The sequence below is a fragment of the Microbacterium sp. KSW4-4 genome, from assembly GCF_023091185.1.
GTDB lineage: Bacteria > Actinomycetota > Actinomycetes > Actinomycetales > Microbacteriaceae > Microbacterium > Microbacterium paraoxydans.
The window spans coordinates 215,602-239,430 of the sequence record NZ_JAHWXJ010000002.1 but is presented as its reverse complement, the minus strand read 5'-3'; the positions used below and the strand labels follow the sequence as shown (position 1 = coordinate 239,430).

The 23,829-nt window shown below is 71.7% G+C and carries 18 protein-coding genes; 5 read left to right on the top strand and 13 right to left on the bottom strand.

Going from position 1 to position 23,829, the window contains the following annotated elements; translation table 11 throughout:
- Nucleotides 1-10: 10 nt before the first annotated feature.
- From KZC57_RS10770 to KZC57_RS10740, 7 genes are all read right to left on the bottom strand, one after another.
- Complete coding sequence (locus KZC57_RS10770; protein WP_247641718.1) at nucleotides 11-604, bottom strand: exosortase/archaeosortase family protein; 594 nt, start codon at nucleotides 602-604, stop codon at nucleotides 11-13.
- Nucleotides 604-1,962 (bottom strand): glycosyltransferase family 2 protein, encoded by a 1,359-nt coding sequence (locus KZC57_RS10765; protein ID WP_247641717.1) that lies wholly within the window; start codon nucleotides 1,960-1,962, stop codon nucleotides 604-606. Before KZC57_RS10765 ends, KZC57_RS10770 begins: the two co-directional genes overlap by 1 nt.
- On the bottom strand, nucleotides 1,962-2,186 hold the full coding sequence (locus KZC57_RS10760) for an LPXTG cell wall anchor domain-containing protein (RefSeq protein ID WP_247641716.1): 225 nt from the start codon (nucleotides 2,184-2,186) through the stop codon (nucleotides 1,962-1,964). The genes KZC57_RS10765 and KZC57_RS10760 overlap by 1 nt, the downstream gene beginning before the upstream one ends.
- Nucleotides 2,186-3,283, bottom strand: coding sequence for a non-hydrolyzing UDP-N-acetylglucosamine 2-epimerase (gene wecB, locus KZC57_RS10755; protein ID WP_231919556.1), 1,098 nt, complete (start codon nucleotides 3,281-3,283; stop codon nucleotides 2,186-2,188). The genes KZC57_RS10760 and wecB overlap by 1 nt, the downstream gene beginning before the upstream one ends.
- Nucleotides 3,284-3,393: 110 nt before the next feature.
- Nucleotides 3,394-5,490, bottom strand: coding sequence for a DUF11 domain-containing protein (locus KZC57_RS10750; RefSeq protein WP_247641715.1), 2,097 nt, complete (start codon nucleotides 5,488-5,490; stop codon nucleotides 3,394-3,396).
- A gap of 103 nt (nucleotides 5,491-5,593) precedes the next feature.
- Entirely contained in the window at nucleotides 5,594-7,021 is a 1,428-nt protein-coding gene (locus tag KZC57_RS10745; protein ID WP_247641714.1) for a sigma-70 family RNA polymerase sigma factor, read from the bottom strand.
- 117 nt (nucleotides 7,022-7,138) lie between these two features.
- The gene (locus KZC57_RS10740) at nucleotides 7,139-8,728 is read right to left on the bottom strand and encodes a DUF5979 domain-containing protein (RefSeq protein WP_247641713.1); all 1,590 of its coding nucleotides are present in this window, start codon (nucleotides 8,726-8,728) and stop codon (nucleotides 7,139-7,141) included.
- Nucleotides 8,729-9,254: 526 nt separating this feature from the next.
- Between KZC57_RS10740 and KZC57_RS10735 the strand changes: the two genes are divergently transcribed.
- The 4 genes from KZC57_RS10735 (at nucleotide 9,255) to KZC57_RS10720 (ending at nucleotide 13,518) form a co-directional block, all read left to right on the top strand.
- Nucleotides 9,255-9,992, top strand: coding sequence for an SGNH/GDSL hydrolase family protein (locus KZC57_RS10735; RefSeq protein ID WP_144881567.1), 738 nt, complete (start codon nucleotides 9,255-9,257; stop codon nucleotides 9,990-9,992).
- Between the two features lie 97 nt (nucleotides 9,993-10,089).
- The gene (locus KZC57_RS10730) at nucleotides 10,090-10,830 is read left to right on the top strand and encodes a peptidase E (protein ID WP_247641712.1); all 741 of its coding nucleotides are present in this window, start codon (nucleotides 10,090-10,092) and stop codon (nucleotides 10,828-10,830) included.
- Nucleotides 10,827-12,182 (top strand): anaerobic C4-dicarboxylate transporter family protein, encoded by a 1,356-nt coding sequence (locus KZC57_RS10725; protein WP_247641711.1) that lies wholly within the window; start codon nucleotides 10,827-10,829, stop codon nucleotides 12,180-12,182. The genes KZC57_RS10730 and KZC57_RS10725 overlap by 4 nt, the downstream gene beginning before the upstream one ends.
- A 1-nt stretch (nucleotide 12,183) precedes the next feature.
- Nucleotides 12,184-13,518 carry a threonine/serine exporter ThrE family protein gene (locus KZC57_RS10720; RefSeq protein WP_217583118.1) on the top strand — a complete coding sequence of 445 codons (1,335 nt, stop codon included), beginning with the start codon at nucleotides 12,184-12,186 and terminating at the stop codon, nucleotides 13,516-13,518.
- Here the strand turns inward: KZC57_RS10720 and KZC57_RS10715 are convergent.
- The 5 genes from KZC57_RS10715 to KZC57_RS10695 form a co-directional block, all read right to left on the bottom strand.
- Nucleotides 13,515-13,769, bottom strand: a complete 255-nt coding sequence (locus KZC57_RS10715) for a type II toxin-antitoxin system RelE/ParE family toxin (RefSeq protein ID WP_060923246.1) — start codon at nucleotides 13,767-13,769, stop codon at nucleotides 13,515-13,517. The genes KZC57_RS10720 and KZC57_RS10715 overlap by 4 nt on opposite strands.
- Complete coding sequence (locus KZC57_RS10710; RefSeq protein WP_247641710.1) at nucleotides 13,766-14,029, bottom strand: type II toxin-antitoxin system Phd/YefM family antitoxin; 264 nt, start codon at nucleotides 14,027-14,029, stop codon at nucleotides 13,766-13,768. The genes KZC57_RS10715 and KZC57_RS10710 overlap by 4 nt, the downstream gene beginning before the upstream one ends.
- A 101-nt stretch (nucleotides 14,030-14,130) precedes the next feature.
- Nucleotides 14,131-14,724, bottom strand: a complete 594-nt coding sequence (locus tag KZC57_RS10705) for a DUF305 domain-containing protein (protein ID WP_105949021.1) — start codon at nucleotides 14,722-14,724, stop codon at nucleotides 14,131-14,133.
- 66 nt (nucleotides 14,725-14,790) lie between these two features.
- A complete protein-coding gene (locus tag KZC57_RS10700) occupies nucleotides 14,791-15,180 on the bottom strand; it encodes a DUF6153 family protein (RefSeq protein ID WP_247641709.1) in 390 nt (129 codons plus the stop codon).
- Nucleotides 15,181-15,224: 44 nt separating this feature from the next.
- The gene (locus tag KZC57_RS10695) at nucleotides 15,225-15,779 is read right to left on the bottom strand and encodes an ECF transporter S component (protein WP_186326346.1); all 555 of its coding nucleotides are present in this window, start codon (nucleotides 15,777-15,779) and stop codon (nucleotides 15,225-15,227) included.
- Nucleotides 15,780-15,827: 48 nt separating this feature from the next.
- On the opposite strand from KZC57_RS10695, the gene KZC57_RS10690 reads away from it, so the two are divergent.
- Nucleotides 15,828-18,389, top strand: a complete 2,562-nt coding sequence (locus tag KZC57_RS10690; protein ID WP_247641708.1) for a LuxR C-terminal-related transcriptional regulator — start codon at nucleotides 15,828-15,830, stop codon at nucleotides 18,387-18,389.
- A gap of 52 nt (nucleotides 18,390-18,441) precedes the next feature.
- On the opposite strand, the gene KZC57_RS10685 is transcribed toward KZC57_RS10690, so the two are convergent.
- Nucleotides 18,442-23,640 carry an isopeptide-forming domain-containing fimbrial protein gene (locus KZC57_RS10685; RefSeq protein ID WP_247641707.1) on the bottom strand — a complete coding sequence of 1,733 codons (5,199 nt, stop codon included), beginning with the start codon at nucleotides 23,638-23,640 and terminating at the stop codon, nucleotides 18,442-18,444.
- Nucleotides 23,641-23,829: the final 189 nt, after the last annotated feature.

Genomic DNA, 23,829 nt, shown 5'->3' with positions numbered 1-23,829 from the left:
CGACGGTCGATTACGTCCGGGGACGACGAGTATTCCGGCGCTGAGGGGCACGGACTCCGATGATCAGGAGCATGACGACGAGTCCGACGACGTAGCCGAGCACGCCGACGAGCGACCCCACGAAGACATGGCTCACCTTGTACCCGGGATCGAGACCCCAGGTCTGGGTGGCCCAACCGATCAGCACGAGCCGCAGCATGTTGACCGCGAAGACGATGCCCCACATCGCCGCGAGCCCGCCGAAGAGCCGGCTCCACCGCACGCGGGTGAAGGCGAGGATGACCGCGGCGACCACGGTGAGGGGGAGGCCGATCAGGAGCGCCGTGCACTCGACCGTGATCTGCAGGGCGATCAGGTCTCCGGTCGGGGTCCGGACGAGGTAGTGCTCGCCGATCGCTGCACGCTGTCCCTCGACGAACGGCGAGAGCAACCACGTCGCGACGACCGCCTCGATGGCGCGGAAGGAGGTGTTGACCGCCAGGAGCGCTCCCCCCGCGGCGAGCATCAGCAGCGCCACGACCACGCGCGCGGCACGGTTCGGCGGCGACACCCGATCCAGTCGGCGAGCGCGGAGGGCGGGCAGGGTTTCGGTGACGGCGGTCATCAGGCCTCCACGGCGACGGATCCGTTGACGACGACGTGGGCCTCCGCATTGCGGCGTGTCTTGGCCCATCCGTTCTTGCCCCGGACGATGCGCAGGAACGCCCGCGCGATGCAGATGTACATGTAGTAGACGTAGAGCCACACGCCGAGCCCCCACCCCAGCGCCGTCAGCCAGCTCGCCTGGGGTTCGCAACGGATCTTGTAGACGAACCCCCAGACGGCGAACGGGGCGACGGAGAAGGCGAACAGCAGTCCGAGGACGCCGAGGGTGTCGCCGAGCGCGACCTGGAAGAGCTCCGGCTGCTGCACCCAGTACCCGACCTGGGCCCCGAAGAGGATGAGGAACGAGAGTCCGCCGAGCATCTGGAGGAACGGCAGCACGAGGTAGTACACCGTCTCGATGACCCCGGCGTTGTCGACGTACGGCGACTTCACCACCTCGCGGATGTACTTGACGCACTGGATGTTCCCCTGCGCCCACCGGGTGCGCTGCGTGAGCAGGCGACGGATCGACGGAAGCGCCTCCTGGTTCACGTGCGTGTCGTAGACGTGGCGGACCTGGTAGCCCGCCAGCACGACGTGCACGCCCAGCTCGTAGTCCTCGAGCAGGGCGCCGTGCCACGGTTCGCCGAACGTGTCGCCGATCGCGTCGAGCACGGAGAGCCGGGTGAACTGCCCGTTGCCTCCCAGCCCGACCGTCCCCGTCTTGGCCCGCAGCGACTGCATCGCGGCGATCGTGGTGCGGAACTCGAGATCCTGCATCCGCAGCAGGAACCGCGCGAACATGTTGGCGAACCGACCACCGTGCGGGTACGGCTTCGGGTCGTCGCGATTCTTCATCCACACCGCGATCTGCGCCGCCCCCACGCTCTCGTCGCCGAAGATGTCGTCGGCCGCGCAGATCTCGAGGGCGTTGGGCTCCATCTCGCCGTCCGCGTCGATGACGACGACGACGATCCGATCATGGTCGGCGTCGGCGGGGAGCCAGCCGAGGAGCTGATGGTAGGCGGCGTTGAGGGCGTCGCCCTTGCCGGTCCGCGCCTCGGGTCGCCGCCGCTGGACGAGATGCACGTGCTCATCGGCGTCGGCCCAGCGGGTGACGATCGCCGCCGTGGCATCCTCGCTGTCGTCGTCGATCACCCAGACGTGGGCCCCGGGGAAGTCCCGCCGCGCCCGCGACACGGTGGTGTCGATGACCGCCTCCTCGTCCCGACACGGGATGAAGAAGTGCCATTCGAAGTGCGCGGGGTCCCCGGGGACGGTCTTCGGATAGCGCAGATAGGGGATGAGGATGAACAGGACATACGTGACGAACGCGACGCCGAGCAGGACCGTGAACGCGTTGAGCACCGGGAACATCAGGGAGTCCTCACCCGCACGGGATCCTCTTCCGGCGCGACGGATCGGCGGATCGGGCGAGGAGCCGGCGACGATCGCCGCAGCAGGCGGGTGCGCAGGAGCAGTCCCGCCCCCACGGTCACCGCGATCCCCGCCGCCATGACCACGGTGGTCATGGATTCCGGCCCGGTGGCGGCAAGGGCGCCGACCGTGGCGAGCGGAGTGGTCAGGGCGTTGCTGTACATCAGGACTCCTCGGGGCGGGGCGGGGCGACGGTGGTGCGGATATGCGCCGCGATGCGCGCAGTGGCCTGGCCGTCACCGAAGGGCGACGGCACGGTGGCGAGTCGGGCGAGGGTCGGCTCCACCGCATCCAGCAGGGTGGCGGCCGCAGCGGCGAGCTCCTGCGGTGAGACCAGCCGCGTGAAGGAGCCCAGCGCCTCGGGGCGCTCGGTCGAGTCCCGGACGACGAGGACGGGGCGCCCGATCACCGTCGCCTCCTCCTGGATACCTCCGGAGTCGGAGACCAGCAGGGCGGCATGCGCGGCGAGCGCGAGGAACCGCTCGTAGGGAAGCGGCTCCTCGGCGATCAGCGCGTCCAGGAGATGCGTGGCGTCCAGCGTGGTGAGCATCGCCCTGGTGCGTGGGTGCACCGGGAACACGACGGGCCACCCCGATGCCGCGATGGCATTGAACGCACGGAGCGTGGCCAGGAGGTTCTCCGGCGTGTCCACGTTCTCCTGGCGGTGCAGGGTCGCGAGGACGTAGCCGGCGCGAGTCAGTCCGAGCTCGGCGAGCACCTCGGCATCGCCGTCCGCCCCGGCGCGCTGCGCACGCACCGCCTCCACCACCGGGTTGCCGGTGACCAGGATGCGGGCATCGTCGATGCCCTCGGCGAGGAGGTTGGCGCGGTTCGCCTCGGTCGCCGCGAACAGGTCGTCGGCGATGTGGTCGACCATCACCCTGTTGTGCTCCTCGGGCATCCGGCGATCGTTCGCCCGGAGTCCTGCCTCCACGTGCCCGAGGCGGACTCCGGCGGCGTTCGCGGCCAGAGCGGCGGCGAACGTCGCGTTCGTGTCCCCCTGGACCACGACGTACCGCGGCTCGAAGCGCGTGACGGCCTCGGCGATCTGCTCGGCGGCGCGCCCGATCTGAGCGGCCCGCGGGAGACCTCCGACGTGCAGCTGGAGGTCGACCCGCTCGATCCCGCAGGCCCGGAGGAACACCCGGGACATCCCCGGGTCATAGTGCTGACCGGTATGGACGACGAAGGCGGCGTCTCCCAGTTCCCGGACGAGGGGGGCGAGTTTGATGATCTCGGGACGGGTCCCGAAGACGATCATGACGGAGCCTTTCGGCAGCGGAACGGACGAAGTGGACTGTGAGAAGTGCATTTCTGGGTACCTCGATCAGCCCCCGGAGGGAGGTCCCCCGTGGCTGACGCGATCAGTGGTTATCGGTGGGTCGCGCGACGCGCGGAGACGATGAGGAGCAGAGCCCCACCTGCCAGCAGCGCGATCGCGGGGAGGACGGAGAGCGGCGTGCCGCCGGTCTGGGCGAGCCCTGCGGCCGCAGGGGCACGGACGACGGTCGCTGCGCACGACCACTGCGCGTCGTCCGCGCAGGCGTGCGCCGCCGACAGCGGCGGCAGCGCCGGAAGGCCGGACAGGTCATCCGGGACGGCGATCCCGGCCTGGACCGCTGCCGCCCGCAGACCGGCGATCATCGACTCGTCGTAGGCCACGGTGGCGCGGTTGACGATGGTGCCCTCCGCGTCGCGCGGCAGCTGGGCACGCAGGGTCATCGTGGCGGACTCCCCCGGTCCAAGCTCCGGCACCACCCAGCCCACGCGGTCCTGCACGGCGACCCCGCCGGTCGAGGCGGCGATGAACCGTGCGCCGTCCGGGAGATCGTCGACGACGGGGATCTGGGTCGCGGTACCGGGGCCGACGTTCGACACGGTGATCGTGTAGTCGAGGATGGATCCGGCGACCGCCGCGGATTGCGCGACCGTCTTGTCGATCTCGAGCGAGGCGAGCGCGGCCACCGCGGTCAGGGCGCACGCCTGCTGCGGGTCGTCAGGGCACGGGGTGGTCACCGTCGGCGCCGGCGTTCCGGCGGGCGCATCCGCAGGGTTCTGCACGGTGGCGCGGTTGAGGAGCTGCGCCTCGTCCAGGCCCCCCGGGGTGGTTCCGGTCACGTGCAGCGCGACCTCGCCCCCGGCGGGGACCTCGGGCAGCGTCCAGCGGACGGTGCCGTCGGCGACCACGCCGCCCTGATCGACCGAGACCGCCGTCAGGGCCGGCGGCAGGAGGTCGGTCACCGGGACGTCGTTCGCCGGACCCGCGCCGGCGTTGGCGACGACGAGGGTGTATGTCAGCACCTCATCGTGCCCGGCGACCTGCTTGTCGACCGTCTTCGCGAGCGACAACGCCGGCAGGGCGGCGACCGTCGTGGCGGCGCAGGCGGCACCCGCGTCGTCCGCACACGGCGTCGCCGACGTGGGTGCGGGCGTCTCGGCCGGGGCATCGGCGGGATTCTTCACCACGGCGCGATTGACGAGCGTGCTGCCCGCACCCGCGCGATCGACCGTCCCGAGAACATGCAGGGTGCTCGTGCCGCCGGCAGGAAGGGCGTCGATCGTCCACGTGACCGTGCCGTCCGCGACGACGCCGCCCTGATCAGCCGTCACATCACGCAGCCCGGCGGGAAGGGTGTCGGTCACGGGCACCTGCCGGGCGTCCGCCTCGCCGGAGTTCCGGACGGTGATGGTGTAGTCGAGGGTCTCGCCGGGCGCGGCGGCCGCCTTGTCCACGACCTTCGCGATCGAGAGACCGGCGAGCTTCGGGTCCGGTGTGGCGGTGGCCGTGATCCCGAGCGCGTAGCCGTCGGTCGCCGTCGTCTGCATGCCGCCGAGGGCGAAGCGGGCGACGTCGAAGACGATGCGCGTGATCTTGGTGCCGGGGACGGTGAAGCTTCCGCAGCCTCCGGGGCGGGAGGCTGCGGTGCAGGAGATGCGGAGGTCGCCACGGACGTACCCGTCGCCTCCGTCCACGAAGGTCGCGCCGTCGGAGACGACCGCGCGGGTGGCGCCGCCGTCCGCGGAGGCGAAGCGCATGCCATCCGCGATGGCGATCCCGCCGAGCCCGGTACCTCCGGTCCCGGCGCCGAACTCGGCGATGTGGATGGCGGGATCATCGACGGGGCGGTCGAACGTGATCGTGAGCTGTCCCTCGCCGCACCGCGACGCCGTGCCGCAGTTCGCCTTCGAGTGCACATCGAGCGTCGCGAGGTCCTTCGCCGAGACACCGGCGGCGTACATCGCGTCCGTGCCACTCCAGGAGCTCAGCGTCTTGCCCTCGCCCCCGAAGATGCGCGAGCCGCCCGACAGTGTCGCCGTGGCGACTGTGCCGTCCGGCAGCGTGAACCTGCCGGTGTTCGCGTCGACGATGGTCGCCGCTCCCGACGCGGCGGTCGCGGGGGCCGCGGCGACGACGGCACCGAGGGCGAGCAGCAGTCCGAGCACGAAGGCGCCCGATCGTTTCCTCATGGCGATGTGATTCCAATCTCGATCTCTTCATCCGCTGGTATCCGGAGATGGCGGACTCCTACAGGACAGCGAGGCGCAGGGGTGATTACGCGCGGTTCCGAAATCAATCCACGATGACCACCTCGGCCGTCGCGGCCCCGGAGACTCCGGCGATGTTGGACTGCGCGAAGCTCAAGGTCACCGCGGTCCCGGCCGGGACCGGGTAGGCGTCGACCTCGAAGCTCGCCTGCCACCGTTCGTTCGCCGCGCAGGTACCCGCCGCGAGCGTGGCGCCGTACGCGGACACCGTCAGGTCGGCGCCGGCCTCGCAGGCCACGGTGACAGACAGGAGCTTGGTGCGTGAGACCTGGCCCGGGACGGAGATGAGGACCGGCGGGCTCGGCACGGTCGCCTCGGGAACCGGGTCCGGCGCCGGCTCCGGATCCGCCGGTGGCTCCGCCGGGGCCGGCGGCTCGGATTCCCCCGGAGGCTCCGTCGTCTCGGCAGGCGTCGCCACCGGGGCGGGGGCCGCCGAGGGCGATGCCGGCGGGGTGGGCACGCTCCACGTCACGACCTGACTGGCGGCGGGGGTCGCGACCACCGCGGTGCCGCCCACGACCGTGGCGACGACGGTCGCCGCCAGAGTCGTCGCGGCGACCGCGGTCACGATGGCGACGGTGGCCTTCGCCGCGGCGATGCCCGCGACCGGAGCAGCGATCGCCGGCGGTAGCGGTGCGGCGCTGGCGGAGAGTCCCGCCGAGGTCAACGACTGCCAGATCTGCGCGCCCGCCCCCACGGCGATGCCGGCGGGGAACAGGACCGACAACATGCGCGAACTGGCGTGACGGGCTTCGTCGGCCTTCGCGCGGCAGTCGGCGCACTCGTCGAGGTGGGCGTGCACGCGGGCGGTGTCTCGAGGCGTGAGTCGCTGGCGGGCGTGCGCGCCCAGCTTCCCCATCGTCCACTGGCACTCTCGCGATGCCGGCGGACGAGCGGCGACGTGCGCGGTGATCCAGGCCTGCCGGAGCCCCTCTCTGGCCCGGAAGGCGAGGACCGCGGCGGCGCGCTCGCTGATGTCGAGGCGCTTGCCGATCTCGTGCATCGACAGGTGCTCGACCTCGCCGAACCACAGCACGTCCTGCCAGCGCTCCGGCAGGGCCAGGATGGCCTGGGAGACGAGAGAGGCGTCGAAGTCGGCGTCCGCGGCGGCGTCGGTGCTGTTCGGATCCTCCACCGCCTCGATGTACTCGATCGGCACTTCGCGGCGGGCACGGCCCCAGCTGATGGCGAGGTTGCGCATGGTGGCGAACAGGTAGGGCTTGAACGCGGCCGTCGGCCCCTTCCCTGCCTGGATCGCCTGGTAGATGCGGGTGAACGACTCCGCGACGAGGTCGTCGGCATCGGCCGACCACCAGTAGCTGCGCGCCACAGCCGCGGCCGCGGGCGCGTACCGCTCCCACAGTTCCGCATAGGCCTGCTCGTCCCCCCCGCGGACGCGGCCCAGCAGGTCGGCATCGCGTTCTCTGTCTTCGTCTCTGCGTTCGTCGCTCATGGTGTTCCCTTCCCCCAGGGCATCAGTCGGCGAGGTGACGGACCTCGCCCGTGCGTTCTCGCGCCGACGCGGGGTGCGGCCGACAGACGTCGGCCGCACCCCGCACGGCACGTGCGATCAGCGGTTCCCGCGGCGTGCGCGTCGCGCGGCCGCCAGTGCACCCCCCATCCCCAGCAGCAGCACCCCGGCGACCAGACCCGTGACCGCGATCTCCCCACCGGTCGAGGCCAGCGATTTGCCCGGAGTTCCCGGCGTGGTCGGCGTGGTCGGCGTGCCGGGCGTGGTCGGAGTGCCCGGCGTCGGCGGCGTGGTCGGAGTGCCCGGCGTCGGCGGCGTGGTCGGCGTCGGCGGCGGCGGCACGACGGACACCGGGTTCTGCACACTCACGGCGACCGTCTCGTCCCCTACGGTGAACCGCTCCGGACTGATCGTCGGAGTGCCCCAGGCGATGCCGGCCACCGACTCGGGCGTGCGCTCGCGGACCGTGACCTCCGCACCGACCGGCAGCGCCGGGCTCGTTACCGGCGATCCCGCCTCGAGCGTGAGCACCCCGGAGCCCGCCGGGAAGCCCCGGCCCGCCGGATACGCGTACTCCAGCACATACCGGGTCTCGGCAGGGATCCGCTCGGTCGCGGCCGCCTCACCGTCGAGGGTCTTCAGCGCCGTGAACCGCCCGACCCGCGTGCCGTTCCCCGTCCCCGAGCCCCCGTGGCGGGTGACCTCCGACGTGACCGTCGACGAGGTCTCGGTGCCGACCCGGATCTCGGCCGCGTTGCGGTAGCTGCCGGCCGCGCCGTCGTCGGTCACGCGCGAGAGATAGTGCACGTTGTAGAAGGCCCCCTCGCGGGCGGTGAAGGTCACGGTGGTGCCGTCCGCGGAGACGGTGTAATCGGAGGCCGGGGCCTCGGTGATCGGCCCCGGCACGACAAGACCGCTGGGGAGCGTCTCCAGGCCGGTGGCCACCCAGAGCGACGGGTAGCGCTCGCCGGCGGCGGATTCGCGCAGGAGTTCCTGATCCGGACCGATGATGTCGGTGACGACGACCTCTTGACCCGCGACCATGCCCTTCGCTCCCGCACCGACGGCGACGTCCCAGGCGATGGTGTCGGAGGAGTTCTGATACTCCCCGCTCTTGAAGTCGGTCCGCCCGCGGAAGTCGCAGTCCGTCGAGCAGGCGAAGGGGTCCGGCTTCACGTCCACGGCGGCCGTGACGTCGCCGAAGTCGTAGGTGACCGTGGTGGTCTCCGTCACCTCGGTGGTCACGGTCGCCCAGAAGGAGAAGCCACCGGAGAGACCGACGGGGTGCTCCTGCAGGTAGGTGCCGTCGATGTCGCAGACGAGCTGGGTGGCGGTCGTGACGCAGCTCCCGGCCTCCTGGCCATCGTCGTCGAGCAGCGGGAACGCGTCCGGCAGCCCGCGGAGACCCTCGGGGAGATCGACGACGAACCCGGCTGGTGCCACGGGGTCGTCCGGCAGAGACCAGCTCCCGGTGAGCTCGGCCTTCGTACCGCTCGCGACGGCCTTCTCCCTGAAGGCGAGCGACGACACCGTCGCGCTGGTCGTGTACGGCGGCGCCGCCGTCGCGACGACGGGGGCGAGCAGGGCTCCGACGATTCCTCCGACGATCACGGCGAGGGCGGCGACGCGGCGGGCGACGCGGCTCCTCCGCCCCGAGCGGGGTCGGACGGGTGGCGAATGGGTCAGCATGTGTTCCTCCGGTGACAGCCGCGCGCACGCGACGTGGGCACGGTCGAAGATGAGACACGGCGAAGCCCGGCGTACTACGCGGGCTCCGCAGGATTGCGGAACCCGACGACGCTCGCCGCGCGCGTCTCCACGCCGCACGGAGCGGCGCACCCTTGCTCGCGGCGATGCCGCGAGCTCTCCCCCGGCCCGCAAGGTTCCCCTCCCTCGAACAGGCCGCGAACGACGGTACCCCTCATGCGGCGGATCACAGGTGTTCGCAGCCGCGCGTATATCGGCGTTCCGGAATGGGTCGACGGAACGCCCCCGAGACCGGGGATGTGCGGCGGGCCGGGGGAGCAGCCCGCCGCACGAGGGACTCGATTTCTCCACATCGTCGGGTTGGGGATTCGACGATGTCCTGGGCCGCGGATCCCGTCCGCGCTCACATGCCCAGCCTCGCCCCTCGGGAAACAGGACGGGAACGATGCCGGGGCATTACGCCACCCCGTCAGGAAGCAGGTCGCGGGCGACGGATAAGCTCTGAGGCGTGCCGATCGCCCCCTCCGCCTCCCCCGCCACCGCCTCCGACGACCTGGGCCGCCTCGCCGCCGCCCTCCGCGACCCCGCACCGTTGAACTGGATCATCACCGGCGACTCGATCACCCACGGCCTGGTTCACACCCAGGGTGGGCGCAGCTACCCGGAGCACCTCCACGAGCTGGTCAGGGGCGAGCTCGAGCGCGTCCGCGACATCGTCCTCAACACCGCGATCAGCGGCAACCGGATCGTCGACATCCTCGACGACTGGGAGCGTCGGGTCGCGGGCTGGCAGCCGGATGTCGTGACCCTCATGGTCGGCACCAACGACGCCTCCGACGGCGGACCACGACCGGTCATCTCGCCGGAGGACTACGCCGCGTCTCTGCACGACTTCGTGCGCCGGGTACGCGGGCTCGGCGCCATCCCGGTGCTCCAGACGCCGCCCGCCATCGACGTCCGCAATGCTCCGGAGCGGGCGCGGATCGCCGACTTCGCCGAGGCCGTCCGCCGGGTCGCTTCCGCGGAGGACGTGATCCTCGTCGACCAGCACGCGCACTTCGCGGAGCTGGGGAACGGCGGCGTGCCGTGGGGCCTCATGAACGATCCGTTCCACCCCAGCGCGGTCGGCCACGCCGCCCTCGCCCTCGAGCTCGCCCGCGTGCTCGGCATCGCGCCGGAGGGCCCCCGCGCCCGCACGACCGCCCTCCTCGAAGGCATGGTGGGCACGGCCCGCGTCTTCGGCTGAGTGGCCCGGATTCACCCGGCCAGGGTGACCGCTCTGGACGGCGGTGACGGCGCGACGCTAGGTTGAGCGCATTCACATCCGACAGTGAGGTGGGGGCATGTCGCACGTCGTCGCAACCGGGGCCGGCAAGGCCATGATGGAACGTCGGAACGATCCGACGCACGAGTACATCCTGAAGCTCACCGGCAAGGAGCGTCCCCGGGTCCTCTTCGTCGGGACCGCGACCGGCGACGACACCGCCTACATCGTGAGCTTCTACTCCACGTACGACTCCGACAGATGCGCGCCCCATCATCTGCCGCTGTTCCACCGCGCGGTCGACGACCTCGCCGGCTTCGTGAAGGGCTTCGACGTCATCCACGTCGGCGGGGGGAACACCGCCAACATGCTCGACGTCTGGAAGCGTCAGGGGCTCGACGTGATCATGCGCGAGATGTGGGAGGACCCCTCTTCGAACGTCGTGTTCACCGGAGGCAGCGCAGGCGGCATCTGCTGGTTCGAGGGCGGCACGACCGACAGCTACGGCCCCACGCTGCAGGTGCTCCCCGAGGGCCTCGGGTTCCTGCACGGCAGCTTCTGTCCGCATTACGACGCCGAGGACCAGCGCCGGCCCCTCTTCCACGCCTCGCTCCTCAGCGGCGAGCTGTCGACCGGGTACGCGGTGGGCAATCTGCAGTCGCTCCACTTCGAGAACGGCGAGTTCGTCACCGCGGTCAGCCCGGTCGAGAACGCGCTGGCGCTGAAGGTCCAGGCGGTCGACGGGAAGATCGTCGAGACCGAGCTGCCGGTGCAGGTCCTCGCCGGATCCGCGCCGATCGTGAAGGGGCCGTCGTCGTGAACGACAGCGTCTGGATCCTCGTCGCGGAGCTCATCGTCGTCGTCCTGGCGATCTTCATGGGCACCCGCACGAGCGGGATCGGCCTGGGCGTGTGGGGCCTCGTCGGCGTCGCGGTGCTCGTGTTCGTGTTCGGGGAGGCCCCCGGCAACGCCCCGGTCGATGCCGTGTTCATCGTCATCACGGTCATCACCGCGGCCTCGACCATGCAGGCCGCTGGCGGCATCGACTGGATGGTGTCGGTGGCCGCCAAGGTCATCCGCAAACGGCCGAAGTCCGTCGTCTTCCTCGCACCGGCGATGTCCTTCCTCTTCACGGTCGGCGCGGGCACCGGCAACATCTTCTACCCGCTGCTGCCGGTGATCTACGACGTCTCCTACCAGCAGAAGATCCGACCGGAGCGGGCGCTGTCGGTCTCGGCCGTCGCCTCGCAGGTCGGCATCCTGTGCTCTCCGGTCTCCGCCGCCACCGCATCGATGGTCGTGCTGCTCGCGCCGCAGGGCGTCGACCTCGGCGGCCTGCTCCTCATCATGTGGCCGGCCTCCATCGCGGGCCTGCTCGTCGCCGCGCTGGTCATGATGCGCCACGGCAAGGACCTCGAGGACGAACCGGAGTACCAGAGGCGCCTGGCGGAGGGACAGATCAAGCCGCCCGTGGTCGACGCGCACGAGAACAAGCTCCCGGCGACCGCCGTGCTGTCGGCCTCGCTGTTCCTCGCCGGCGTCGCGGTGATCGTGTTCTTCGGCCTGTTCGAGAACCTCCGTCCGATCATCGGCACCGACGACGACGGCGATCCGCTGCGCCTGAGCGTCACGGTGATCATCGAGGTCGTCATGGGCATCATCGCCGCACTGATCTTCGTGTTCTGCAAGGTGAAGGCCGCCGACGTGCCGAAGCAGTCCACCTTCCCCGCGGGCATCGTCGGCGCCATCGCCCTGTTCGGCATCGCCTGGCTCGCGAACACGTTCGTCGCCGCGAACCAGACCCTCATCGTCGACGGGCTCGGCTCTGTGGTCTCCGGCTCCTCCGCCTTCCTCGGAGCGCTGCTGTTCGCGCTGGCGCTGTTCGCCGTCGCCATGCTCACGACCAGCCAATCGAGCGCCACGAACGCGATCGTCCCGATCGGCATCACGATCGGTCTGCCCGCCTCTCTGCTGGTGGGGCTGTGGCCGGCGGCGATGGGCATCTACACGCTGCCCGCCAACGGCAGCCAGGTGGCCACGGTCGCGTTCGACCAGACCGGGACGACGAAGATGGGCAAGTTCGTCCTCGACCACTCGTTCCAGCTGCCGAACCTCGTGTACGTCGGCACGGCCATCATCGTCGGGGTGGCGCTGTCGTTCCTGTTCTGGTGACATGACCGACGTCGTCGACCGTTCGGCGCTGCGGCAGTTCCTGCTGGGGTTGGCGCAGGGGATGAACGCGTCGGCGGAGTCCGTCGACCGCATCCGGGACACGATCGCCGAGGTCGCCACGGCGTCCGGCGGAGACGGCGCCGACTTCGTCGTCCTGCCCACCATCATCATCGTGGAGACGGGGGACGCGGAGGAGCAGCGGGTCGCGTTCCGCTCGGCCACGAACGCCTCGTTCCGCTTCGATCAGATCGCCGCGCTGTACGACCTCATCGCGCAGGCGAAGACCGGCGACGTGGACCCGCTGGACGGCATCCGGCGGCTCAACGAGATCGGGGCGATGCGTCCGCGCCTCGGCTGGTTCACCCGGACGCTCGGCCACGCCATCCTCACGACCGGCCTGGCGCTCCTGCTCGCACCGACCTGGCAGGGCGCCCTCGTCGCCTTCGTGCTCGGATTCGGGATCGGCCTGCTCAAACTCGTGCGCTCCCCCACTCTGCAGCTCGTCATGCCCATCGCCGCGGCCTTCGTGTGCGCGGCTGCGGTGTTCCTCCTCGCGGAGGTCATCGAGATCGGCGACCCGATCCGGCTGTTGATCGCCCCGCTGGTCACCTTCCTCCCCGGTGGTGTGCTGACCACGGCGACGGTCGAGCTCGCGGCCGGGCAGATGATCTCCGGTGCATCCCGCCTCATCTACGGCTTCGTGCAGCTCGCGCTCCTCGCCTTCGGCATCCTCGCCGCCGGTGCCGTGGTGGGCGTCTCGAGCGATTCGTACGAGGCCCTCGACGCCTCCTCGTCGTATCTGCCCTGGTGGGTGCCGCTGCTCGGCATCCTCGTATTCGCACTCGGCAACTATTTGCACTTCTCCTCCCCGCCGTCCACGTTCGGGTGGGTGCTGCTCGCCCTGGTCGTCGCGTACCTCGGCCAGTGGGCGGGAACGGAGTTCATCGACCCGGCAGTGGGCGGGTTCGTCGGTGCGGTCGCCGTCACCCCGGTGGTGTTCTGGATCGCCGGGCTGCGTCACGGAGCCCCCTCGCAGCTCACGTTCCTCCCGGCGTTCTGGCTGCTGGTGCCCGGCGCCGCCGGGCTCGTGGGGCTCACCGAGGCGGTGGCGACCGACAACGGCCTCGCCGACTTCACCGCGGCCCTGGTGTCGGTCATGTCGATCGCGCTCGGCGTGCTCATCGGCACGGCGCTCTATCGCGTCGTGCACCATGGCGCGGAGGAGTTCGTCCAGTTCGCCGTCGCCCCGCCTCCCACCGAGGACGAGGAGCCCGCGCCGACCCTCTGGCACCGCCTCTCTGCTCCGCTGCGCCGCCTGCGCCGCCGCGACGGCTAGCGGTACACCTCGCGACGGTGGCCGGCATGCACGACGACGATCGTCAGGATCCCGTCCTCGATCCGGTAGAGCACCCGGTAGTCGCCCGTCCGCACCCGCCACTCCGGTCGGCCGGTGAGCTTGCGGGCCGCGGGGGGCCGCGGGTCTTCGGAGAGGAGCTCGATGACGGCCTCGATACGTCGCCTCCCCTCGGGAGGGAGCTTGCGGATCGCCCGCACGGCGACCGGCAGGACCTGGACGTCGTAGGTCACGGCACGAGCCCGAGGTCCCGCTTCACCTCTTCCCAGGGGATCGGCGTCTCATCGAGTCGCGCGGTCTCGTCCCAGGCGGCATCGACCGCGCGGATGTCGGCCAGTTCCTCCGCACCTTCGAGGAGTCGCTCCAGCAGGCTGGCATCGATGACAGCGGCCACCGGGACGTTTCGTCGGGTGAGGTAGACGGGCTCTTCACGCGCCTCGTCGATGATGGACGCCAGCCGCGCCCTGGCCTCCGTGATCGCGATCTCGCTCATGGGTACATGATAGTGCGAAATGTACAGAACAGCGCGGAATGGACAGATCGCGCACGGGCGACGGGCCCCGCGTCGCCTGCGCGACGCGGGGCCGGTGCCGATCAGAGCGTGGCGAGGATCTCCTTCATCTCCGCGATCTCGGCGGTCTGCGCGTCGACGATGTCCTGCGCGAGGGCGACCGCGTCGGCGTTCTCGCCGTCCGCGACCTCCGCCTCGGCCATCTCGACCGCGCCCTCGTGATGCGCGATCATCTGCTCCAGGAACAGTCGGGACGCCTCCGGGCCCGCGGCGGCCTCGAGCGCGGCGAGGTCGTCGTCGCTCATCATGCCGTCGCCGTGATCCATGTCGGCGGGGTCACCCGCCTCGGCACCCCAGTCGTCGAGCCAGCCCTGCAACTGCTCGATCTCGGGCCCCTGAGCGGCCTTGATCCGCTCGGCGAGGTCGGCGACCCGCGGATCGACATCATCCTTCGCGAGCACGATGTCGGACATCTCCACGGCCTGCTCGTGGTGGACGACCATCATCGACGCGAACATCGCGTCGGCCTCGTTCGCTCCGGTCAGCGGGGCGTCCGAGGTGGTGTGATCCATACCGGAGTGGTCGGCCGGCCCGGCAGGTGCGGTCGAGGCGCACCCGGCGAGGGCGAGGGTCCCGGCCAGCACGAGGACGGCGGCGGCAGTGGTTCGATTGGTCATTTCTCTCTCATCTCTGTCTGTCGGAAGGGCGTCCGCGGTCGCGGCGCCCAGGCGCATCGGCGCCGATCAGGTCCGACTGATGCAGAGGATGTGGAGTGAGGGAGGACGAAGCGGGGCGGCGCCCGGCTCCACGGGCGAGCGGAGAGCGCGGAGCAGGGGTCCGGTCAGGAGAGCGCGAGAGGGGCGCAGCAGCAGGAGGAGCCCGCCGAGCAGGGCGAGGACGCAGGCCGCCCCGCCATCGTGTACAGGATCACCCGGGACGACGGCCTCGTCCGCTCCGCCCGCCTCGTGCGCTGCCGACGCTCCGGGGTGCGCGGGGCCCGCGTGCCCCGCGACGGCGTGCGCCCCCGGGGTGCCGTGGGTGTCGAGGGCGTGCATGCCGAGGAGGCCGAGGAGGACGCCGCCAACGAGGAGGACGGCGAGCATCGCTCCTTGGAACGCGCGACGACCGACCATGTGTCTATGGTACCCCGTGGGGGTATCTCGACCGGCATACCGGCTCAGCGGGCGACGCCGGCGCGCCGCAGCAGCCGGCGGACGGCGAGGACGACACCGGCCACCGCGAGCTCGCCGACCACCCGCCCCAGCAGCGTGCCGATGAGCACCGGCGGAACGAGGTGCTCCGGGGAGAAGACGGGGAGGGCGACGACGAAGAGCACCGCACCGGTCACGGCGCCGGCGAGCAGGACACGGGCCGGGCGGACGGGGGCGTCGCGCCGGAACGGCAGCGCCAGGTCGAGGACCACGCCGCCGAGGACGAGCGGAACGACGCCGAGCAGCCCGATGGGCGACACCGCGACCGTCAGCACACCGGTCACGAAGGCGGCCAGCGTCGCCATCCCCGGCACGCGGGTGATGACGCGCGCGAGGAAGGGCAGTGCGGTGTGCACGGCCGCGACCAGGGCATACGCGGGAGGGGAGGCGGCGGCCAGCACGCTCGTGATCGGCACGACGGCCAGGAAGACGAGGGCCTGGACCGCGCCGAGCGCGGCGCTCACGAGGAGGGCGCTGGTCGGCACGCGGCGGGAGGACACGGGGGCTGTCGGACCACTCACCCCTCCGAGCCTAGAACCGTGGGCGGGTTGGATATCGTAGGGGTGGGGATGCGTACCTGGGGAGGGACGATGCCGGCTTTCGGCGCGCAAGGGGACAAGAGGTTGCCGCGGGTTTCCGCGCACGTCATCGGACGTCCGCGGGTGAACGCCGCGCTGGACGACGGAGCTCCGCTCACACTGCTGCGCGGAGCCGCGGGCTCCGGGAAGACCACCGCCTTGGTGGGCTGGGCCTTCACCTCCCCCGACCGCGTCGTATGGCTCACGGCCACGCCCGCGCTGGCGACGAGCGCGGCCCTCGCCGCCGCCCTGCTGCGGGTGCTGCGCGGCGCGGGGGAGGCCGTCGGCGGCGGCCATCGTGCCTCGGACACCGGGGAGGGGTGGCCGGCCGTCGCCCAGTACCTGTGCGATCACCAGGAGCCTCTCATCCTCGTGCTCGACGACGCCGCCGCGCTCGACCGGGATGCGGTCTTCGACCTGTGCCGCACGGTCGCCGTCCCGCCGCACGTCCGCCTGATCGTCGCCACGAACCGCCCCAGCCCGTTCGACAGCGAAGGCATCGGCCTGGTGATCGACACCGCGCTGATCTCTCCGGAGGACCTCGCGTTCGACACGGACGAGATCCGTCGCGCGCTCGACGTCGACGGGGACACCGCCGTCGCCGTGCGGGAGGCGACCGAGGGGTTCGCGGCGGTCATCCGCGCCGTCGCCCTCCGCGGCCGAGTCCCCGACGGCGCGACGATCGTGGAGGTCGCGACCGCGGCGGTCGACGACTACCTCCGCAGCCGCATGGAGGAGGGCACGTTCGGCGCCGGCGTCCTCGAAGGCCTGATCCGGATCAGCATCACGGACACCGTCGATCTCCCGTTGGCCCAGGCCCTCAGCAGTGATCCCGACATCGGCGCCGCCCTCGACGAGGCCGAGGCGTTCGGCTTCGGGCGGTGGTCGACGGAATCCGGGCGCCGGACCTTCACGATCGCCGCGCCCGCTCGCGCACTTCTGCGCCGCGACCTCCTGGAGCGCTTCCCGGCCGAGATCCGCCTGCTCCGGCGCCTCGCGATCGAGGGTGCGCTGCGGCGCGACGCCCCCTTCGAGGGGCTCCGCCTGGCGATGGAGGAGGACGACCTCCACCTCGCCGCCCACGTCATCATGTCGGGCTGGAGCCACCTTCTGGATCACGACGGCCGCCGGGTCGTGGCGCTGCTGGGCGACCTGCCCCTCGCGCGGCTCAAGCAGGAGCCGCTGGTGGCGATGCTGCTGGGCATCTGCCTCAACGCCAACCGACTCCGCCGGGTGCGCGGCCTGCAGCTGCTGCGGATGGCGATCTCCGCCGCGAACGCCCGGCGGAGCGCCCTCTCGCCGACGGAGCGCCTGTTCATCTGGACCGCGGAGAGCGCGGCGCTGCGGGTGGTCGGGATGCCCGAGCGGGCCGGGCAGGTCGCGGCCCGCGCGCTCGCGCTGTACACGGAGACCTCGGAGTCGCAGTGGCAGCAGTACGCGATCGAGATGCCGCTGCTGTGTACGCACCTCGGGATCTCGCTGTACTACGGCGGTCGCCGCGATCAGGCCCTCCGCCTCTTCGACGAGGCCGCCGCCCTCGCCGCATCCCAGGGCACAGGCAACGCCTTCCACGCCGTGAGCCTGCTCAGCGGGATCCACGCCCTCAACGGCGACCTCCCGGAGGCGCGGCACTACGTCGAGATCATCCGGGACGGCTCGTGGGACCCCGCCCTGCTGGACGGGTATCGCGGCACGTTCTACCGCGTCGCGGAAGCGATGCTCGCCGTGGAAGAGGGCGACCTCGCCACGGCCAAGCAGCACGTGCGCGCCTTCGAGCCGCACCGGGCGACGAGCGAGCACTGGACGACGATGGCGACCGTGGAAGCCTGGATCGCACTGCACGACGGCGACGCCGCCGCCGGACTGGAGCGTCTGGAGTCGTTCGGGAGGATGCGCGGGCGCGAGGCCGGAGCGGCGTCGGCACGCCAGGCATTGAGTCGCCCCCGGATCCTGCTGCACCTCGCCCTCGGCGACGTCCGCGCCGCGCGCAGCGTCAAGCAGCGCGACGCCGGGACGGACCGGTTCGGCACCCTCCTGGAACGGGCCAGGATCGCCCTGATCGACGGTCGCGCTCCGGACGCGGTGCGACTGCTCGCCACGACGCGCCTCGAACCGACGACCTCCCGCGAGCGCGCCGAGGCCGCCGCGGTGCACAGTGCGGCGCTCCACCGCGTCAGCCCCGCCGCTGCGCAGGCTGTGACAGAGGCGCTGCACGCCCAGCTCGCCGATCGGGACCTGCGCACTCCGCTGGCCCTGCTGGGCGCCGAGGACTTCGCCGCCGTCCGGGCCGACCTCGCCCCGGTCGGCGACCCGCCGCTGCCCACCCGCTCGGCGTTGCCGTCGTTCGCGGCGCGCCCGAAGCTCTCCTCACGGGAGCAGGTGGTGCTGCACGCGCTCACGACCGGGGCACCGCTGCCCGAGATCGCCGCGGAGCTGCGGGTCTCGCCGAACACCCTGAAGACGCAGCTCCGCAGCATCTACCGCAAGCTCGGCGCGGCCAACCGCACGGAGGCGCTCGAACAGGCCGCCCGGCACGGACTCCTCCCGGGATGACGAAAGCCCCGCCCGTCGGACACGACGGGCGGGGCCTCCTTCTTCGGAACCGTCAGCTCTGCATGCGGCGACGTCGCACCACCAGCAGCACCGCGCCGCCGATCAGCAGGGCGATCGCGAGGCCGAGGATCCACGGCGCCAGCTGTCCGCCGGTGAGGGCGAGCGGCGTCAGCACCCGGTTCTCGGTCGTGCTCGTCGGCGGGGTGATCGTCCCCCCGCCGGGAGGCGTGGCCGAGGCGGTGGCCACGTTCCGCAGCGTCGCCCCCGCCGCGTCGGCGTGCACGGTCACCGCGTAGGTGATCACGACGCGCTCTCCCTCGGCGAGGCTGCCGGTCCAGCGCAGCGTCGTGCCGTCGATCGTCGGCGCGGCCACCACACGGTCACCCACCGTGGCGGTCGCCGTGCCGCGGAGGTCGGCATGCCGCAGCACTCCGGTCAGGTCGTCCGTGACGACGACCTCGTCCAGACCCGTCTCGCCGGTGTTGGTGCCGGTGAGCGTGTACGTCACGACGCTGCCCGTCGCGACGGCGGAGCCGGATGCGGGGTCGGACGACTTGACGAACGTGAAGCCCGGGGTGCCGACGGGGTTCTCCGTCGTCACCGGCGGCGGGGTGCGCTCGGCGCCGCCGGGAGGCGTGGCCGTGCCCTCGACGGTGTTCGCGATGATCGCACCGCCGGCGTCGCCGTGCACGGTCACCGAGTAGGTGATCGTGACGCGCTGGCCGACCGCGAGGTCACCGGCCCAGGTGAGCTCGTCGCCCGCGACGACGGGAGCAGACGTGGTGCCGTCGCTCAGGGTCGCCGTCGCGTCGCCGTTGTAGGCGGCGTGGGCGAGCACGGCCGACAGGTCGTCGACGATGCGGACCGGAGCCAGCGCCGTCTCGCCCGTGTTCACGCCGGTCACCGTGTAGGTGACGACGCTGCCCGGGTCGACCCGGGTGCCGGAGGCGGGATCGGCGAACTTGCGCAGCTCGAAGCCGGGCTCGTTGACGGGGTTCTCGGTCGTCGCCGGCGGCGTCTCGATCGGCGGCACGCCACCGGGCGGGGTCGCCGAGCCGGAGGCCGAGTTCTCGAGGACGGCGCCGCCGGCATCCGCGCGCACGGTCACCGAGTACGTGATCGTGACGCTCTCGCCGACCTGCAGCGCACCCGTCCAGGACAGGCGGTCCTCGGCCACCGTCGGCGCGGTCGTCGCCGTGCCGCCGATCGTCGCGGTCGCGTCGTCGTTGTACTCCGCGTGCGCCAGGACACCGGAGAGGTCGTCGGCGATGGTGACGGGGTCGAGAGCCGTCTCGCCCGTGTTCACACCGGTCACCGTGTAGGTGAGGACGCTGCCCGGGTCGACCGCCGTGCCCGCAGCCGGGTCGACGCTCTTCGAGACCGAGAATCCGGGCTCGTTGACCGGGTTGGTCGTGACACCGGGCGGCGGCGTGATCGTCGATCCCCCCGGCGGGGTCGCCGTCGCGGACGCCGCGTTCTCGATCACGGTGCCGACGCCGTCAGCGCTCACCGTCACGGAGTAGGTGACGGTCACGGTCTGGCCGACCGCGAGCGCCCCCGTCCACGACAGCTCGGTGCCGTCCAGGGTCGCGGGAGCCGCAGCGGCACCCGCGATGCTCGCCACGGCATCCGCGTTGAACGTCGCGTACGGCAGCACACCGGACAGGTCGTCGGTGATCGTCACCGGGTCGAGCGCCGTCTGGCCCGTGTTGGCCGCGGTCAGCGTGTAGGTGAGCACGTCACCCGGGTCGACAGCGGTACCGGCGGCGGGGTCGACGGTCTTGGCGAACGTGAAGCCGGGCTCGTTCACCGGGTGCTCCGTGCTCGACGGCGGCGGCGTGATCGGCGTGCCGGGAGTCGTGGGACTCTCGGGGTCGCTCGGGTCGGCGGGGATCAGCGGGGTCGCCTCTCCGGTGGCCGTGTTCGCGATGGTCTCGCCGCCGGCGGTGGCGTCGACGGTCACCGAGTAGGTGATCACGACGTCCTGGCCGGGGCGCAGCACGCCGTTCCACGAGAGGGCGCCGTCGGCCACGCGGACGTCGCCGCGGGTGGCGGACACGTCGTCGTTGTACGACGCGTGGGCCAGCGCCGCGCGCAGGTCGTCGCCGATCTCGACGGGGTCGAGGACGGTGTCGCCCGTGTTGCGGCCGGTCACGGTGTAGGTGATCACGCTGCCGGGGTCGACGCGCGTGCCCGTCGCCGGGTCGGCCGTCTTGGTGACGGTGAACCCGGGGGTCGCGACGGGGTGCTCCGTCGTCGCCGGCGGGGTCTCGACCGGGGTGCCCGGCGTGGTCGGGCTCTCCGGGTCGGTCGGGTCGGTCGGGATCAGCGGGGTGCCCTCACCGGACACCGTGTTGCGGAGCAGCACGCCGGTCGCATCCTCGTCCACCGTCACCGTGTAGGTGACGTCGACGCGGTCGCCGGGAGCGAGCGTCCCGGTCCAGGTGAGCGTGGTGCCGGAGAGCGCGACGGATCCGGACGAGGCCTTCGCGTCGCCGCCGTACTCCGCGTTCGCGAGGACGGCCGAGAGGTCGTCGACGATGGTCGCGGGGTCGAGGACCGTGTTGCCGGTGTTGACGCCCGAGACCGTGTACGTGAGGGTGTCGCCCGCGCGGACGGCGGTGCCGGAGGCCGGGTCGGCCGACTTCGAGACCTCGAAGCCGGTGTCGACGACGGGGTGCTCCGTCTCCGCCGCGGGCGGGACGATCGGGGTCCCCGGGGTCTTCGCTCCGGAGGGGTCGGCGGGGTCGGTCGGGATCTGCGGCGTGGCCGATCCGGTGACGACGTTGTGCAGCAGGGCCTTCTCGACACCCGCATCCACCGTCACCGTGTAGCGGATCGTGACCGATTCCCCGCGCGGGATGGCTCCGGTCCAGGTGAGGGTAGCGTCGGCGACCCGCACGGAGCCGCGGTCGGCCGTGACGTCGTCGTTGTAGCCGGCGGAGCCGAGCACGCCCGACAGGTCGTCGACGATCTCCGCGGGATCGAGGTCGGTGTCGCCCGTGTTGGTGCCGGTGATCGTGTAGGTGATCGTGTCGCCCGCGGACACGGCCGTGCCGGAGGCGGGGTCGGCCGACTTCGAGATGGTGAAGCCGGAGCCGATCACGGGGTGCTCGGTGGTGACCGTCGGCGGGACGATCGGCTCACCGGGAACCTGCGGCCCGGTCGGGTCGCCGGGATTCGGGGTGGTCGGCGTACCCGATCCGGTCACGCTGTTGCGCAGGATCTCGCCGGAGGTGTCGTCGCCCACGGTCACCGAGTACGTGATCGTCACGGTCTGTCCGGGCTGGAGCGTTCCGGTCCAGGCGAGGGTGTTCCCGGTCAGGGTTGCACCGCCCGTGGTCACGGTCGTGCCGCCGACCGTGGTCGTGATGTCGTCGTCGAAGGCGGCGTTCGCGAGCACGCCGGAGAGGTCGTCGGTGACGGTCACCGGGTCGAGGACGGTCGCGCCGGTGTTCGTGCCGGTGACGGTGTACTCGATGGTCTGGCCGGGCTCCACCACGGTGCCCGCGGCGGGGTCGGAGGTCTTCGCGACCTCGAAGCCGGCGACCGGGTGCTCGGTGGTGACGGCCGGAGGCGTGGTCGGGGGCAGCCCCCCGGGCGGGGTGCCCGATGCGGTGACGCGGTTGGCGATGCGCTCGCCTTCCACGCCCTCGTCGACGACGACGGAGTACGTGATCGTGAGCACCTGCCCGGGCTCGAGAGCACCGGTCCATGCGAGGTCGTCGCCCGTGACGGTGGCGGCGCCGGACGACACCGGGTCACCGTCGATCGTCGTCGCCACGTCACCCTGGTACGCGGCGTTGGCGAGCACACCCGACAGGTCGTCGCTCACGGTGACCGGGTCGAGGCGGGTGTTGCCGGTGTTCTCGGCCTGCACCGTGTAGGTCAGTCGCTGGCCGGCCTGCACCGCAGTGCCGTCGGCGGGGTCGGAGGTTTTGCGGAGAGCGAGGTCCGGCGCGAGGCGGACGTTCGTGTACGTGCAGGTGACGTCGGTGCCCAGCGGACCGGCCGGCTGGGTGACCTGTCCGTCGGCAGTGACGGCCACCGGGGTGGTCGAGCCGTCGGCGTTCACCTGCCGGCAGACGAGGGAGGCGTCGTACTTCGTGAGGTCGGTCGAGCCCGCCGCCGATTCGGAGAGCCGGAAGGTGTCGCCCTGGTTCGTGAAGACGGGACCGGCGTAGTCCGGCTGCAGACCGGAGCGGTCGCCGCGGGTGACGGCGTCGGTCTGCGCGACCTGGTAGCCGGCCGGCGACTGCACCCGGAGGCCGAACTGATCGGTCGCGGCGTGGCGGCCCTCGGGGAGGTCCTTCTTCAGCGTCAGCGTGTTCGGGAACGTGCAGCTCGCCATGTCGGTCGGCGAGAAGGTGCCGAGCTGGGTCGTGTTGACCGTCTGCCCGCGCGGCAGGTCGACCTCGATGATGCGGTTGCCGCCGCCGGAGACCGAGACGAAGATGTGGCCGAGGTTGCCGAACGCGATGCCGTTGCCCTGCACGCCGGCGCCCATGTCGTGCACCTGCTTGGCGTCGATCGTCGCGGTGCTGGGTTCGAGCGTGGCCGGGAGGTCGGAGGAGTAGATGAAGTTGTCGGCGACGAGCACGAGCTGACCGGAGGCGCTGAAGGCCATGTCGCCGTTGGCGCCGAACGCGCTGCTGCCCGTGGTCGGACGGAGGGTTCCGACCTGCACGTAGTCCTGCGGCGTGACCTTCTCGTTCCACGCGTAGAGGTTGATGGCGCCGTTCACCGTGCCGCTGGCGAAGTAGTAGACGCCGGTCACGGGGTGCACGGCACCGCGCAGCACCGAGGAGTTCAGCGTGAACGTCGTCTGCGCGGTCGTGTCGGTGACGCGGTCGTGCTTGGCCAGCGTCTTGGTTCCCGCGGCATTGGTGACCGTGTAGGCGTACCGCCCGGTCGAGGAGAGCCCGAGGGCGTTGTTGGAGTGGTTCGCGCCGAGGTTGATGGAGCCGAGCGTGCCGCCGTCGCCGGGGGCACCGCCCTGCTCGTTCACGGCGAACTCGCGCACCTCGGTGGCGCTCTGCACGTACACCGCTCCGGGCGTGCACAGGAACGGCTCCGCCGCGGCGGCCGGTGCGGCGGTCAGCGCCCCGCCGACGACGATCATCGACGACGCGACGAGCGCCGTGCTCACGGCACCGCCGATCAGCCTCTTCGTCCGGCCCCGCCAGCGGCTGTGCCGCTCCGGCGGAAGGCCATCGGACGTGCGGTCCTTGCGGGCAACACGGAATCCCATGACTGCTCTCCCCATTCATCGCGTTCCGGCACGCATCCGCGCACACGGAAGCCCCCGCCCCCTCAGGCGACCGCCGAGCACCCTTTCGGGCAGGGTGGACTCGGTCCGGGCCTCCGCCAGCCTGCCGGTCCGCCGCGGAGCCCTCCGGCCGAAGCGGGGGAATTCACCCCTCCTTTTCACCCCGGGCGC

Excerpts from the sequence above, each read along its gene's own strand:
- KZC57_RS10770 (WP_247641718.1), bottom strand. The coding sequence starts at position 604 with ATGACCGCCGTCACCGAAACCCTGCCCGCCCTCCGCGCTCGCCGACTG.
- KZC57_RS10765 (WP_247641717.1), bottom strand. The coding sequence starts at position 1,962 with ATGTTCCCGGTGCTCAACGCGTTCACGGTCCTGCTCGGCGTCGCGTTC.
- KZC57_RS10760 (WP_247641716.1), bottom strand. The coding sequence starts at position 2,186 with ATGTACAGCAACGCCCTGACCACTCCGCTCGCCACGGTCGGCGCCCTT.
- wecB (WP_231919556.1), bottom strand. The coding sequence starts at position 3,283 with ATGATCGTCTTCGGGACCCGTCCCGAGATCATCAAACTCGCCCCCCTC.
- KZC57_RS10750 (WP_247641715.1), bottom strand. The coding sequence starts at position 5,490 with ATGAGGAAACGATCGGGCGCCTTCGTGCTCGGACTGCTGCTCGCCCTC.
- KZC57_RS10745 (WP_247641714.1), bottom strand. The coding sequence starts at position 7,021 with ATGAGCGACGAACGCAGAGACGAAGACAGAGAACGCGATGCCGACCTG.
- KZC57_RS10740 (WP_247641713.1), bottom strand. The coding sequence starts at position 8,728 with ATGCTGACCCATTCGCCACCCGTCCGACCCCGCTCGGGGCGGAGGAGC.
- KZC57_RS10730 (WP_247641712.1), top strand. The coding sequence starts at position 10,090 with ATGTCGCACGTCGTCGCAACCGGGGCCGGCAAGGCCATGATGGAACGT.
- KZC57_RS10720 (WP_217583118.1), top strand. The coding sequence starts at position 12,184 with ATGACCGACGTCGTCGACCGTTCGGCGCTGCGGCAGTTCCTGCTGGGG.
- KZC57_RS10710 (WP_247641710.1), bottom strand. The coding sequence starts at position 14,029 with ATGAGCGAGATCGCGATCACGGAGGCCAGGGCGCGGCTGGCGTCCATC.
- KZC57_RS10705 (WP_105949021.1), bottom strand. The coding sequence starts at position 14,724 with ATGACCAATCGAACCACTGCCGCCGCCGTCCTCGTGCTGGCCGGGACC.
- KZC57_RS10700 (WP_247641709.1), bottom strand. The coding sequence starts at position 15,180 with ATGGTCGGTCGTCGCGCGTTCCAAGGAGCGATGCTCGCCGTCCTCCTC.
- KZC57_RS10690 (WP_247641708.1), top strand. The coding sequence starts at position 15,828 with ATGCGTACCTGGGGAGGGACGATGCCGGCTTTCGGCGCGCAAGGGGAC.
- KZC57_RS10685 (WP_247641707.1), bottom strand. The coding sequence starts at position 23,640 with ATGGGATTCCGTGTTGCCCGCAAGGACCGCACGTCCGATGGCCTTCCG.